The 13,322-nt window shown below is 64.6% G+C and carries 13 protein-coding genes; 6 read left to right on the top strand and 7 right to left on the bottom strand.

Translation table 11 applies throughout. The features are described 5' to 3' along the window. Positions 1–3: 3 nt before the first annotated feature. Both EJ072_RS24240 and EJ072_RS24235 read left to right on the top strand, forming a co-directional pair. Positions 4–2,091 carry a hypothetical protein gene (locus EJ072_RS24240; RefSeq protein ID WP_126081633.1) on the top strand — a complete coding sequence of 696 codons (2,088 nt, stop codon included), beginning with the start codon at positions 4–6 and terminating at the stop codon, positions 2,089–2,091. Positions 2,092–2,354: 263 nt separating this feature from the next. Further along, positions 2,355–3,518, top strand: a complete 1,164-nt coding sequence (locus EJ072_RS24235; protein ID WP_126078352.1) for an IS4 family transposase — start codon at positions 2,355–2,357, stop codon at positions 3,516–3,518. Between the two features lie 44 nt (positions 3,519–3,562). Here EJ072_RS24235 and clpS read toward each other — a convergent pair whose 3' ends face one another. The 4 genes from clpS to EJ072_RS24215 form a co-directional block, all read right to left on the bottom strand. After that, positions 3,563–3,868, bottom strand: coding sequence for an ATP-dependent Clp protease adapter ClpS (gene clpS / locus EJ072_RS24230; protein ID WP_042640247.1), 306 nt, complete (start codon positions 3,866–3,868; stop codon positions 3,563–3,565). Between the two features lie 128 nt (positions 3,869–3,996). Then, positions 3,997–4,311: a hypothetical protein gene (locus EJ072_RS24225; protein WP_245466971.1), complete on the bottom strand. Its 315-nt coding sequence runs from the start codon at positions 4,309–4,311 to the stop codon at positions 3,997–3,999. 140 nt (positions 4,312–4,451) lie between these two features. Then, positions 4,452–4,700: a hypothetical protein gene (locus EJ072_RS24220; protein WP_126081632.1), complete on the bottom strand. Its 249-nt coding sequence runs from the start codon at positions 4,698–4,700 to the stop codon at positions 4,452–4,454. Positions 4,701–4,737: 37 nt separating this feature from the next. After that, positions 4,738–5,043 carry a hypothetical protein gene (locus EJ072_RS24215; RefSeq protein WP_126081631.1) on the bottom strand — a complete coding sequence of 102 codons (306 nt, stop codon included), beginning with the start codon at positions 5,041–5,043 and terminating at the stop codon, positions 4,738–4,740. Between the two features lie 238 nt (positions 5,044–5,281). On the opposite strand from EJ072_RS24215, the gene EJ072_RS24210 reads away from it, so the two are divergent. From EJ072_RS24210 to EJ072_RS24200, 3 genes are all read left to right on the top strand, one after another. Further along, positions 5,282–5,998 carry a response regulator transcription factor gene (locus tag EJ072_RS24210; protein WP_126081630.1) on the top strand — a complete coding sequence of 239 codons (717 nt, stop codon included), beginning with the start codon at positions 5,282–5,284 and terminating at the stop codon, positions 5,996–5,998. Then, positions 5,995–7,404 (top strand): ATP-binding protein, encoded by a 1,410-nt coding sequence (locus EJ072_RS24205; protein WP_126081629.1) that lies wholly within the window; start codon positions 5,995–5,997, stop codon positions 7,402–7,404. Before EJ072_RS24210 ends, EJ072_RS24205 begins: the two co-directional genes overlap by 4 nt. A 93-nt stretch (positions 7,405–7,497) precedes the next feature. Then, positions 7,498–7,872, top strand: a complete 375-nt coding sequence (locus tag EJ072_RS24200) for a YciI family protein (protein WP_126081628.1) — start codon at positions 7,498–7,500, stop codon at positions 7,870–7,872. 34 nt (positions 7,873–7,906) lie between these two features. Here EJ072_RS24200 and EJ072_RS24195 read toward each other — a convergent pair whose 3' ends face one another. Further along, a complete protein-coding gene (locus tag EJ072_RS24195) occupies positions 7,907–8,143 on the bottom strand; it encodes a hypothetical protein (protein ID WP_126081627.1) in 237 nt (78 codons plus the stop codon). A 160-nt stretch (positions 8,144–8,303) separates the two neighbouring features. Here EJ072_RS24195 and EJ072_RS24190 point away from each other — a divergent pair, with 160 nt between their 5' ends. Next, positions 8,304–10,301 (top strand): BTAD domain-containing putative transcriptional regulator, encoded by a 1,998-nt coding sequence (locus EJ072_RS24190; RefSeq protein ID WP_126081626.1) that lies wholly within the window; start codon positions 8,304–8,306, stop codon positions 10,299–10,301. Between the two features lie 181 nt (positions 10,302–10,482). Here the strand turns inward: EJ072_RS24190 and EJ072_RS24185 are convergent, their stop codons facing one another. Beyond that, positions 10,483–11,964 (bottom strand): aspartate aminotransferase family protein, encoded by a 1,482-nt coding sequence (locus EJ072_RS24185; protein ID WP_126081625.1) that lies wholly within the window; start codon positions 11,962–11,964, stop codon positions 10,483–10,485. Between the two features lie 93 nt (positions 11,965–12,057). Beyond that, positions 12,058–13,143, bottom strand: coding sequence for a pyridoxal-phosphate dependent enzyme (locus EJ072_RS24180; protein WP_126081624.1), 1,086 nt, complete (start codon positions 13,141–13,143; stop codon positions 12,058–12,060). Positions 13,144–13,322 lie beyond the last annotated feature (179 nt).

Here is a 13,322-nt window from a genome sequence, read left to right as displayed (position 1 = left end):
ATCGTGAACTGGTCGATTTCCTTCGAACCGCTCGTCTCCTGGCCGCTCTTCGGCCTGCTCTTCGTGCCATTGCTTCTGCTGGCGCTGGTCGGCCTGTGGTTCCGCCAGCGCGGATCGGCATTGCGCTTCATCGCGCTGCTCGCGCTTGCCGCGGCTTTGCTCAACCCGGTGTTCCTCGCCGAGGAGCGCGAGGCTCTGAAGAGCGTCGTCGCGCTGATCGTCGATCGCAGCCAGAGCCAGGATATCGGCGACCGCGCCAGGCAAACCGACGAGGCGCTGGCCGGGATGCAGGAGCGTCTCGGCCGCTTCAAGCAATTCGATGTCCGCGTCGTCGAGGCCGGCAAGTCCGAAGCCGCTGACGAACGCACCGAAACCAGGCTGTTCAGCGCGTTGGAGGGCGCCTTCCGCGACGTGCCGCCGTCACGCATCGGCGGCGCGATCATGATCACCGACGGCGAGGTGCATGACGCACCCGGCGGAACGCCGGATTTCAACGCGCCGCTGCATGCGCTGATCACCGGCAGCGAGCACGAGAAGGACCGCCGCATCCGCTTCGAGAACGCGCCGCGCTTCGGCCTCGTCGGCAAGCCGCTCGACATGACCTACCGCGTCATTTCGACGGAGGGCAATGGCGCCCCGGTGGATGTGCGGGTCTCGGTCAATGGCGAGCAGGTCTCGGTCGAGCACGCGACAGTCGGCCAGCCGATGAAGCTCTCGGTCACCATTCCCAATGCCGGCCGCAACATCGTCCAGCTCGGCATCGACCGCGAGCCCGGCGAGCTGACGGACGCCAACAACCGGGCGATCGCCCTGGTCGACGGCATCCGCGAGAACCTGCGCGTGCTCTTGGTCTCCGGCGAGCCGCATGCCGGCGAGCGCACCTGGCGCAACCTTTTGAAGTCGGACGCGTCGGTCGATCTCGTCCACTTCACCATCCTGCGCCCGCCGGAAAAGCAGGACGGCACGCCGATCAACGAGCTGTCACTGATCGCTTTCCCGACGCGCGAGCTGTTCGTCGAGAAGATCAAGGATTTCGACCTGATCATCTTCGACCGCTACCAGCACCGCGACGTGCTGCCGATCCTCTATTACGACTACATCTCCGAATATGTCGAAAAGGGCGGCGCGCTGCTGATTGCGGCCGGGCCCGAATATGCGGGCGAGAACTCCATCGCCCGCACCCCGCTTAATGCCGCGCTGCCGGCCATGCCGACGGGCGAAGTGGTGGACAAGGCCTTCTATCCGCGCCTGACCGATCTGGGCCAGCGCCACCCGGTGACGCGCGGGCTCGACGGCTCGGCAAGCGAGCCGCCGCATTGGAGCCGCTGGTTCCGCACCATCGGCGTCAAGAATCCGGAAGGCGAAGTGGTGATGAAGGGCGCCGACGACCGGCCCCTGCTCCTGCTCGACCGCAAGGGCGAAGGCCGGGTGGGCATGCTCTTGTCGGACCAAGGCTGGCTGTGGGCGCGTGGCTTCGAGGGCGGCGGCCCGCATGTGCAGCTTTATCGCCGTATCGCCCACTGGCTGATGAAGGAGCCGGAGCTGGAAGAGGAACGGCTGACGGCCGACGGCCACGGCATGATGCTGGAGATCCGCCGCCAGTCGATGATCGACGATCCGGGCCCCGCCCAGGTGATCACGCCCTCCGGCAAGACGATGACGGTGAAGCTCGAGAAAGCCGAGCCCGGCATCTTCACCGGCAGCCTGCGAACCAGCGAGATCGGACTCTACCAGATCGGCAATGGCGATCTCACCGCGCTCGCCCATGTCGGTCCGGTCAACGCGCCGGAATTCCAGGACGTGGTCTCGACAGAGGACAGGCTCAAGGCGCCGGCCGAAGCGACGGGCGGCAGCGTGCGGCGGCTGGCGCCGTCATCCACGCTCGCCAATCTCGCCGGCGGCGTGGCCCTGCCGTCGATCGTGCCGATCCGCTCTTCGGCGGCGGCTTCGGGTGACGATTGGATAGGCCTGCGCACCACCGACGACAGCACGCTCAAGGCCGTATCACGCGTGCCGCTGTTCGGCGGCTTTCTCGGCCTCGGCCTCTTGCTGCTCGCCATCGGCTCGATGTGGTATCGCGAAGGGCGGTAGCTCTTCCTTCGCCCCGTTCACGGGGAGAAGGTGCCCGAAGGGCGGATGAGGGGCGGCGCCAACGTTTGCAATTAGAGATCGGCGCTTGCCTTACCCCTCACCCTGCGCGGCCGGCAAGCCGGCCTCGCTGTCCCTCTCCCCGTAAACGGCAGGGCTGTCCGGGGAAAGGTTCGGGTGAATCGAAATGCCGCATGTGCATGCCCCGTAAGACGGGGATTTTCCGTCTACCTTCTGGTTGTCGAGACTCAGAAAGGGAACGGGGCATGCGCTTTACGCCTAGCATTCTTGGCAAGCTGGTTGAACCGATCAATCGTCGCCGCTTCCAGACGATTGTGGATAGCCATGACGGGGATGCGTATGACAAGTCGTTCAAGAGCTGGGACCATCTCGTGGTGTTGATCTATGCTCAGCTCAGCGGCGCGACGAGCCTTCGCAGCCTGCAAGCCGGCTGGAACGCCAACTGCCAGCACCATTACCACCTCGGCAGCGACCTGTTGCGGCGCTCGACCTTGTCGGACGCCAACCGGCGCCGCCCTGTAGCCGTCTTCGCCGAGACGTTCGCCCTGCTTGCAGGCCAACTCGACCGGCAGATGCGTCGCGAAGGCAGTGCCATGCTGCGGCTGATCGATTCCACGCCCATCCCGCTCGGCAAGCTTTGCGACTGGGCCAAGTCGAACGGCCGCATCCGCGGCATGAAGCTGCATATCGTCTATGATCCAGACAGCGACTGTCCGCGCGTCCTCGACATCACCGATGCCAACGTCAACGACGCCCAGATCGGCCGCACCATCTCTATCGAAGACGGTGCGACCTACGTGTTCGACAAGGGTTACTGCCACTACGGCTGGTGGACGGCGATCGCGGCGGCGCAAGCCTTCTTCGTCACCCGGCCCAAAACCAACATGGGGCTCAAGCTGGTGTGCGATCGTCCCCTCGCAGCCATGCACGGCGATGGCTTCACCGTGCTTGAGGATGCCGAGGTGAGCTTTGCCAGCAAAGGCGATTCCAAACTGCCGATCCGCTTGCGTCGCATCATCGTGAAGCGAGACGAAGGCGACACCATCACGCTGCTGACCAACGATCTCGAGCGCTCGGCCGCCGACATAGCAGCCCTCTACAAGGGGCGCTGGCAGATTGAGCTCCTGTTCCGCTGGATCAAGCAGCACCTCAAGATCCGTAAGTTCCTCGGCAACAATGACAACGCCATCCGCCTGCAGCTCTTCGCCGCCATGATCGCCTATGCGCTGTTGCGCATTGCAGCGCGCGCATATCGCGTTGCACTGCCGATCCTGCGCTTCACCGACCTGGTGACACGATGCCTGTTCGAGCGGCGCCACATCGCCGCCATCGACAAACCGCCGCCCGTCAATCCAAGTCGAAGGTACCCCCGCTGCTCTCCCGATCAGATGAGCCTCGACTATGTCTAACTTTCCCCGGACAGCCCTGCGTAAACGGGGCGAGGGAAAAGACCCTACTCTTCCGGCTCGACGGTGAACAGCAGCGGATAGCCCTTGGCCTTGCCGGCATCGGTCGCCCGCGTCGCCTTGGTTTCCGCGACATCCTTGGTGAACACTGCAACGACGCAGACGCCGCGCGTGTGCGCCGTGATCATGACACGATGCGCCTGGTCTTCGCTGAGCTTGAACTCGCCTTTGAGCACAGTGACGACGAATTCGCGCGGCGTGAAATCGTCGTTGATCAGGATGACTTTGTAAAGCTTCGGCCGCTCGGTCTTCGGCTGCGCCTTGACACGGGGTTTGATGACGGTTTCGGGCATCGGAATCCACCAGCGAGGAACTGGGTTTCACATCACTTTGTCACGCAGAAACGCGCTCGTCCATTTGACTGCGCAACGGCGACAAGGCCAGGGCGATCAACTCTATGTGGGGAAGCGCTGGCTGCCGGTCAACGGCCCTGCCGCCCGGCCGTGCGCGACCTGTCGGGGCCGCCCGATCCGCGCTCCAGCAGCGCAAAGAGCATCCAGGCGGCAAAGCCGATCATCGTCGAGCCGGTCAGCACGAGAAGAATCCAGGACTGCGCCGGCGTGATGTAGTCGAAGCTTGAAGAGCTCAGCGGAGCGAACAGCTCTGGCTCGGTCCTGCCGCTGGCGGGATCCGGCACGGGACTTGCGGTAAAGATGATCAACGATCGCGCGGCCGCGGTGGCGATCAGGCCGCCGAGTGTCAGCGAACGCATCAGGGACGAAAACCGCTTCTTCATGCGGATTGTCCTACAGCACCGGCATTGCAATCAGGTTAAGGCTGCGCGGCGGAAACTTGCCGATCGAGAAGGCTTCCGTCGCGCGTAAGCCGCCCCGGCCTGAACCGGAGCGGCTTTGCAGGATGATGTCGAAGCCCGGGTCAGGTCTTCGGGGCGTCCTTCTTCTCGGTCTTCTTGACGACCTTCTTCGTGTCGGCCTTCTTGTGCTTCTTGACGGTCTTCTTGGCCGAAACTTTCTTCACCGGCTTGGCCGTGGCGTCGGCCGGAGCGGTCGTGGTCGTCGAGGCAGCCGGAGCAGCGGTCGTCGTGGCGGCGGCGTTGCCGAGAGCCGGCATGGCGAAAGCGAGGGCAACACCGAGGCCGAGGGCGGAGAGGATGGACTTCTTCATGGCTTCATTTCCTTTTTCTTGCAGATCTGGATGAGCGTCACTGAACGGGATCGATCGGTGTCACTCCAAGCAGCTTCAAAGCGTTTGCGAGCATCCGGATTCCCTGTGCCTGTTTCTTGTTGGCGCAGAACCGGTCTCCCTTTCTTTGCAGTGCTTTCGCCGCGGTGACCTGCGTTGCCGCGGCATGGGTTTCGAGGGCTTCGTCAACCTGACGGCTCAGATTGGTGCAACGCTCGGTCCGGGTGAGCGGCGGCGCGACCTTTGGGGTTGAGGCGCCGGCCGCTGCTGTGATGAGCGATATGCTGAGCAAAGCACCCATCACGCTGATCCAGAACCTCTGCATTGGTGTCGTCCGTTACTCCGGAAACTTGCGTCGCAGCCGATGACCTGACCGCCACGGCACCGGTTATGCCCTTGAAATTTTTCACCAGTTTTTCTCGACTGTAGAATTTTGTTTCTGGATTGTTTCTGGGGAACCCGACCGGCGCGGCGATCGCGGCCACTGGCCAAGATGTGGCCCGAATTCTATCGTGTGAGAGATCGCCGAAGGGACGCCCGGCTAACAGAATCATAGGTTTCGAGTGAAATCGGACGCACACATACTGATCGTCGACGACGACAAGGGCATACGCGACCTGCTGCAAGAGTTTTTCCAGAAGCGCGGGCTGCACACGACGGTAGCCGGTGACGGCACCGAGATGGAGGCGGTCCTGCGCCGCACGCCGGTGGACCTGATCGTTCTCGACGTGATGCTGCCCGGAAGGAGCGGACTCGAGCTTTGCCGCGAGATCCGCGCTAACTACACCACGCCGATCATCATGCTGACCGCGGTCACCGAGACGACCGACCGTGTTGTGGGTCTCGAAATGGGCGCCGACGACTATGTGCCCAAGCCCTTCGATCCGCGCGAGCTTCTGGCCCGCATCCGCGCCGTGCTGAGGCGCAACGGCAGCGCCGAGCCGCGCCGCCCCGTCGCCAAGCAGATATACCGCTTCGCCGGCTGGACGATGGACTGCGCCCGCCGCCGCCTGACGGCCCCCGACGATGTGCGGGTAGAGCTGACTATGGCCGAGTTCAACCTGTTGCAGACCCTCGTGAAGAGCGCGGGACGCGTGCTGACCCGCGAGCAGCTGATCGAGCTCTCCGGCGGCGACACCGGCTACAGCTTCGACCGCAGCGTCGACATTCTGGTGAGCCGCCTGCGCCGCAAGATGGAAGACGATCCGAAAACGCCGAAACTGATCCTGACGGTGCGCAGCGGCGGCTATCAGTTCCTGCCCGAGACAACGTCCGAATGAGACGCTTCCTGCCGCAGACCCTGCCTGCCTGGGTGCTGCTCATCGTCATTGCCGGCCTCATGCTCAGCCAGGTGGCGACGCTCTACATCGTGGCGCGCGACCGCGCCGCCGCCAACGGTGTCGTCGATCTCTACCGGTTGAACGACCGTGCCTATTCGCTCGTGCAGTTGATGCACGACGCCACGCCCGAAGAGCGCAAGGCGACCGCATCCGGCCTGTTCAACTCGACCTATGCGCTGACGGTTTCGGACACGCCCGCCGTCACCTCCTCGATCGCCGGCGATGATGAACTGGCCGAGCTGGAGGACATCCTGGTCGGCCGCCTTTCGAAATTCGGCGTCACCGACGCGCGCGTGCGGCGCGATCCGGCCACCCAGGAGGCCGACGTCCCGGACGGTCAGGCGGTGAACAGGGATGTCGGCCAGGTCGAACGCGACCTTCTGGTGCTCGCCGCGGATTTCGCGCAGAGCGACAAGCTGACGGCGTCATTGCGTTTTTCCGACGGGCAGTGGTTGAATTTCACGGAACCGATCACGCCGGCGGGGCCGATTCTGAGCCTCGACAGCCTGCCGCTCTATTCGCTGATCGCCGGTCTGATCGTCATCATGTCGATCTGGTCGCTGCGCCGGCTGACCGCGCCTTACCGGATGATGGAGACGGCGGTGACGCGGATCGGCAACGATCTGAAAAGCCCGCCGATCTCCGAGAGCGGCAGCCGCGAGATCCGCGCCGCGGCGAAGGCGATCAACGCCATGCAGATGCGGCTTCGCGATTATGTCGAGGACCGCGAGCACCTCGCGGCGGCGCTGGCGCATGACCTGCGCACGCCGCTGACCCGCATGCGGCTCCGCCTCGAACTGTTGCGCAGGTCGCCCGCACGCGAAGCGCTGGCGCACGACCTCGCCGACATCGAAAGCATCGCGAGTTCCGTCATCGACTTCGCCAAATTCGAGGTGACCGAGGAAAAGGCCGAGCGGATCGATTTCTGGTCGCTGGTGGAATCGGTGGCGGACTCTTTCGAAGATGCATCCTTCGACGAGGATGCGACGCCTTCGCGCGGCCTGATCTGCATCGCGCGGCCGGTGGCGCTGCGCCGCTGCATCACCAATCTCATCCAGAACGCGGTGACCTACGGCAAGAAAGCGCATCTCGGCGTGCGGCGAACGGGCGACACGATCACGCTCTCGATCCGCGACGAGGGCCCCGGCATCCCGCAAGCGAAGCTGGACGCGGTGTTCGGCTCCTTCGTGCGGCTGGAGGAATCGCGCAACCGCACCACCGGCGGCCTCGGCCTCGGCCTGACCATCGCCCGCAACATCGCCCGCGGCGCCGGCGGCGAGGTCATTCTTTCCAACTATCCGGGCGGCGGCCTGCTGACGGAGCTGCGGCTGCCGGTGGCAGCTTGAGTCAGCAGGCGGTTGCCGGTTCCACGCCGGTACTGGATCGATAACCTCTTCCTTGTGATAGTGCGCCCGTTTCTGCACGAGGAATCCACCCCCATGTTTTACGCCATCCTGGCCTACCACGTCGAAGACACCGTCCAGTCCTGGACGCCCGACGAGGATGCGGCGCTGATGAAGGATCTGCTCGATGTCAACGACAGGCTCACACGCGAGGGCAAGCTCGGCCCGGCAGCGAGGCTCGACGCGACGGTCAAGGCCGTGACGCTGCGCGGTCCCGGCGACGGCATGGTGATCGACGGTCCCTTTGCCGAGACCAAGGAACAGTTGCTCGGCCTCTATGTCCTCGACTGCGCCGACCAGGACGAAGCTATCGCCGCCGCGCGCGATCTCAAGCGCGTCAACCCTTCCGCCGTCTACGAGATCCGGCCGATCATGCTCTATCTGCCGGGCGCCGCGCTGGCGGCTGGTTGAGATCTATTCCCGCTGCCGCCTACTCGCCAGCGGTTCACTGGTGCGCGCGACGCCTGACAATGCGGTCGCGCGCCGCGATATCGGCGGGAGCCTCATCGACTGGATAGCCGAAATCCTTCAGTTCTGACATCGACAGCCCGGCCAAAGCCCGACGCCGCCTTGCAACCTGATATCGGCGCTGGAGCCCAGCGAAGACCATCGCGATATTGGTGGCAAGCGTGCCGGCAAGCCAAGTGGTGGGGTGGAAGGTTCTGATGCTGATATACGCCATTCCCATTCTCCCTCGTTCGAATTCACGAAGGCAATGTTCCACCGGCGCGCTTGGCCGATGTTCATTCAGGCGTGAAAGCGCGGGAAAAACCGCGCTAAATCGTCGTTAAGTCGAATGCAGGACGTGATATTCTGCCCAGGGCTTTTTCAAGGGGGCCGGGGTGCATATCCGATTGCTTGGCGGCATCGAGGTTGTCTCCGCAGGCGGGCAACCTCTGCATTTCGCGACGCGCAAGACGTCGCTGCTCTTTGCCGCGCTCGTCCTGGCCGGTCCCAAGGGCCTTCGCCGCGAGAGGGTGGCGGCGATGCTGTGGGCAGGTAGCGGCGAGCAACAAGCGCGAAACAGCCTGCGCCAGGCCCTGGTCGACATCAGGCGGCTGTTTCCGTCAACCGGCGACGCCGCCATTCGCGTCGAAGGCAACGCCGACACCATCTGGCTGGCGGCGGATGCCGATGAGGCTGACATCTGGGTTTTCGACCGCGCGTGGCAGGCCGAAGACGGCACTAACCTTGCGGCTGCTGCCGACCTCTACCGGGGGGATCTGCTCGACGGGTTGTCTTTCGCGGGCGAGGTCGACGAATGGCTTGCGCCGCTTCGGGCGAACTACACGCGCAAGGCGCTGGATTTGGCCGAGCGGCTTAGCCTTTTGCCGGGATGGGACGCACGCGAGGAACAGGCCTGCGAAGCATTGGCCGAAAGATTAGTAGCGCTCGACCCATGCGCCGAGCAGGCCCACCGCGCCCTGATCCGCATCTTCCACCACCGCGGTAAGACCAACGACGCCTTCCGCCAGTTCCTGGCCTGCAGGGAAGCCCTGAAGCGCGAGCTCGGCGTCGAACCCGAAGAGGCGACGCGGGCGCTGGTCGAACGGATCGAAGCGCCCGACAAGGCGCCGAAGGAGCCAGTAGCTGACAGCGGCACGTCCGAGGAAGTGAAGGCGCCGCGCCCTGCCGTTTCGGTGCCGGAAAAGCCGTCGATCGCAGTCCTGCCGTTCCAGAACATGAGCGGCGACGTCGAGCAGGACTATTTCACCGACGGCGTCGTCGAGGAGATCACGACGGCGCTGTCGCATGTCAGCTGGCTGTTCGTGATCGCACGCAATTCCGCCTTTGCCTACAAGGGCCGGGCGGTCGACGTCACCCGCGTGGGCCGCGAACTTGGGGTCCGCTACGTGCTGGAAGGCAGCGTCCGCAAGGCCGGCAGCCGGCTGCGCGTGGCCGGCCAGCTCGTCGAGGCGGCGGCGGGGACAAGTCTCTGGGCCGATCGCTTCGAGGGCGACGTGTCGGAGGTATTCGAACTGCAGGACCTCGTCGCCTCCCGCGTCATCGGCGCGATTTCGCCCCGGCTCGAGCAGGCCGAGATGGCCCGCGCCAAGCGCAAGCCTACCGAAAGTCTCGACGCCTATGACCACTATCTGCGCGGCATGACGAGCCTTTACCGCTGGACGAGGGAGGGGTTGGATGAGGCGCTGCCACAGTTCTACAAGGCCATCGAGCTCGACCCCGACTTTGCCGCGACACAGGGCGCTGCCGCCTGGTGCTATTTCTGGCGGATGGCAAATGGCTGGATGACCAACCGGCATCAGGAGACCGCCGAAGTCGCCCGCCTGGTCGGCAACGTCGTCATTCACGGTCAAGACGATGCGGTGGCGCTGGCCTTCAGCAGTGTGGCGCTTGGCTACGTCGTCGGCGACTACGAGGCCGGCTCGGCGCTGGTCGATCGGGCGCTCGTGCTCAACCCGAACTGCGCCACCGCCTGGAGCGCCAGCGGCTACCTCAAGGCCTGCTACGGCGATCCGGACATCGCCATCGAGCACCTGTCGCGGGCAAGACGGCTGAGCCCGCTCGATCCGCTGACCTTCTTCATGCAGACCTTCACCGCATTCGCCCATTTCGTGGCCGGCCGCTACGATACCGCCTGGCCGCTGGCGGAAGCGGCTTCACGGGCGCAGCCATATTATCTTACTGGTCTGCGTGTAGCCGCCGCCAGCAATGCCATGGCCGGCAGGCGGGATGCCGCGAGCAAGTATATCGCGCGTTCGCGGCAGCTCGACCCAGAACTGACGCTTTCCAACCTCAAGCACCGGGTTGGGCCAATCAGGCCGGCCTATTTCGCCAAATATTTTGAGGCCCTGCGGCTGGCCGGCCTGCCCGAATGACACGTCCTAGGCGCACTTGTCTTCAATCCGGCAGCGTCGCAGCGGCAGCTCGACCCAGAACTGACGCTTTCCAACCTCAAGCACCGGGTTGGGCCAATCAGGCCGGCCTATTTCGCCAAATATTTTGAGGCCCTGCGGCTGGCCGGCCTGCCCGAATGACACGTCCTAGGCGCACTTGTCTTCAATCCGGCAGCGTCGCAGCCTCGATTTCCCGTCCCAGCCGAAGCGTTTCGCGCACCAGCAGGTCGAGATCGTCGCGGCGCGTGCGGTGATTGGCGATCGCCACTCTCAGGCAATGCCGGCCGTGCACGGTCGTGTCGGACAGAGCCGCGATGCCCTCTTCCTGCAGTCTCAACATGATCTCGGTGTTGAACGCCTTGAGCCGCTCTTCGGACCCGTCATCAAGCCGGTGTCGAAAACTGACGATGTTGATGGTGGTCGGCGCCATCAGTTCGAGCGCCGGCTCCGCCTCGATCAGTCCGGCGAGGTAACGAGCCTGGGCGATGTTCTGGTCGATCAGCCGGCCGAACTTTTCGACGCCATGCTCCTTCAGCGCCATCCAGATTTTCAGCGCGCGAAAACCGCGCGACGTTTGAAGCCCGTAGTCGTTCAGCCACGCTCCGGAGGCAAGGCCGCGCGGCGTCGATTCCAGATATTCCGGCGTGACGGCAAATGTGTTGCGGTGGGCCGACGCGTCCCGCACCAGCGCGCAGCCGGCCTCGAAAGGCGCATGCAGCCATTTGTGCGGGTCGAGCGCGATCGAATCGGCTTGTTCGATACCGGCGACGAGCGATCGGTTCTCGGGCGCGATCGCGATCAGCGCGCCGATGCAGCCGTCGACATGGAACCAGAGGTCTTCTTCGGCCGCCACTTTCGCCAGCACCTGCAGATCGTCGACCGCGCCGGTGTTGACCGTGCCGGCGGTGCCGATCACGCAGGCCGGCTTGAAACCCGCCTCGCGATCCTCCGCGATGGCCGCTTTGAGCGCGCCGATGTCGATGCGCAACCCTGCGTCGGTCGGGATTCGCCGCAGCGCCCGGTTGCCGAGGCCAAGCGCTTCCATGGCCTTGCGGTGGCAGGAATGGACCTGGTCCGAAGCGTAGTAGCGCAACGGCTTCGGCATAGCGGCGACACCCCGCTCGCGCACGTCGACGCCGGCCTTGGCGTTGCGCGCCACGGTCAAGCCGATGATGTTGGCCATCGAACCGCCGCTGACCAGCGTGCCGCTGGACGAGGCCGGGAAGCCCATCATCTCCTTCATCCAGTTGACCACCTGGCTGTCCAGCAAGCCGGCGGCATGGTTGCCGCCGCCGAGATTGGACCCCTGGATCGCGGCCAGGAAATCGCCGATCGCGCCGGTGAAGTTGCTGGCCCCCATATACCAGGACCAGAAACGCGGATGGATGTTGCCCATCGGATAAGGCATGACGTTGCGGGCGACATCGTCATAGACCTCGGCCACCGGCGCCGGCGATCGCGGCAGGGGTGTCTTGAAGAACGATCGCACCTCGGCCGGCATCTCGCGCCACACCGGACGCTCACGCACATCCCTGAGATAGGTGATGGCGTCATCGAGTATCCGGTGCGAGAGCGCTTCCGCATCGGCCCAGTCCGCCGGATCGAGCGTTTCGTCAGCGGCCGTTAATTCCCGCAAGCTATCCATGCGATTTCTCCCGCAGCCCTTTCCAGATCGGCCAATGTGCAGCCAATCACCGCGGCGTCGCCACTCGAAAATGGACGACGCCGCGGATCGTCGTCAGGCCTCGAACTGGCAACTGGGCGTCGAGCGCGACAGCGCCGTCTCCTCGGCGTCCATCTCGGCCTCGATGCCGTCGAAGAGCGGCGTCGACATGTAGCGTTCGCCAGTGTCGGGCAGCATGCACAGGATCACCGAGCCCGCCGGGGCCTTACCGGCGATCTGGCGCGCCACGGCGAAGGTGGCGCCGCCGGAGATGCCGGTGAAGATACCTTCCTGCTGCGCCAGCGCCTTCGCCCACTTGATGCCTTCGGGACCAGGGATCGGCACCACCTCGTCATAGTAGCGCTGGTCGATCGCCTCCTGCAGCACATTGGGGATGAAGTCAGGAGTCCAGCCCTGGATCGGATGTGGCTCGAAAGCCGGATGGCTGGCGGCCGGCGCGCCGCCGGCGCCGCGCTCCTGGGCCTTGCCGCTGCCGATCAGCTGCGCGTTCGCCGGCTCGGCGAGCACGATCCTGACTTCCGGCCGTTCCTGGCGCAGCACGCGGCCAACGCCGGTCACCGTGCCGCCCGTGCCGTAGCCGGTAACCAGATAGTCCAGCCTTGAGCCCGCGAAATCGTTGATGATCTCGCGGCCCGTGGTCGCCTCATGGATGGCGGCATTGGCTTCCGTCTCGAATTGGCGCGCCAGGAACCAGCCATTGGCCTCGGCGAGCTCCACCGCCTTCTTGTACATGCCGAAACCCTTCTGGGCGCGCGGCGTTAGCACCACCTTGGCGCCCAGCATGCGCATCAGCTTGCGGCGCTCGATGGAGAAGCTGTCGGCCATCGTCACCACCAGCGGATAGCCTTTCTGCGCGCAGACCATGGCAAGGCCGATGCCGGTGTTGCCGCTCGTTGCCTCCACGACCGTCTGGCCGGCCTTGAGCTTGCCGCTGCGCTCGCCTTCCTCGATGATGTTGAGCGCCAGCCGGTCCTTCACCGAGGCCGCCGGATTGAAGAACTCGGCCTTCACATAGATCGTCGCGTGACCCGGCCCGAGATTGTTGATGCGGATGACCGGCGTGTCGCCGACCGTGTCGAGAATGCTGTCGAACAGCCGGCCGCGCCCGGCCGTGGTCCTGATTTTCAACTGATGCAACATGGATCTCTCTCCTCGAAATCTCACATGCCGGTTACAGACCGGCGGACTGGGCGGCGCGGTTTCGACACCTTGCCGCGTTAGGTTGCTTGCCGACATTCGGCAAAGGCCGCATCCGGCTCGAGAACTCGTCGCCAGATGCGCCCTGTTGTGTTTGGTGATAGAACATGGACCAACCAGTC

The sequence above is a fragment of the Mesorhizobium sp. M2A.F.Ca.ET.046.03.2.1 genome (assembly GCF_003952425.1).
GTDB lineage: Bacteria > Pseudomonadota > Alphaproteobacteria > Rhizobiales > Rhizobiaceae > Mesorhizobium.
The sequence above is the reverse complement of the archived record's forward strand: the minus strand, read 5'-3'. Positions and strand labels throughout refer to the sequence as shown.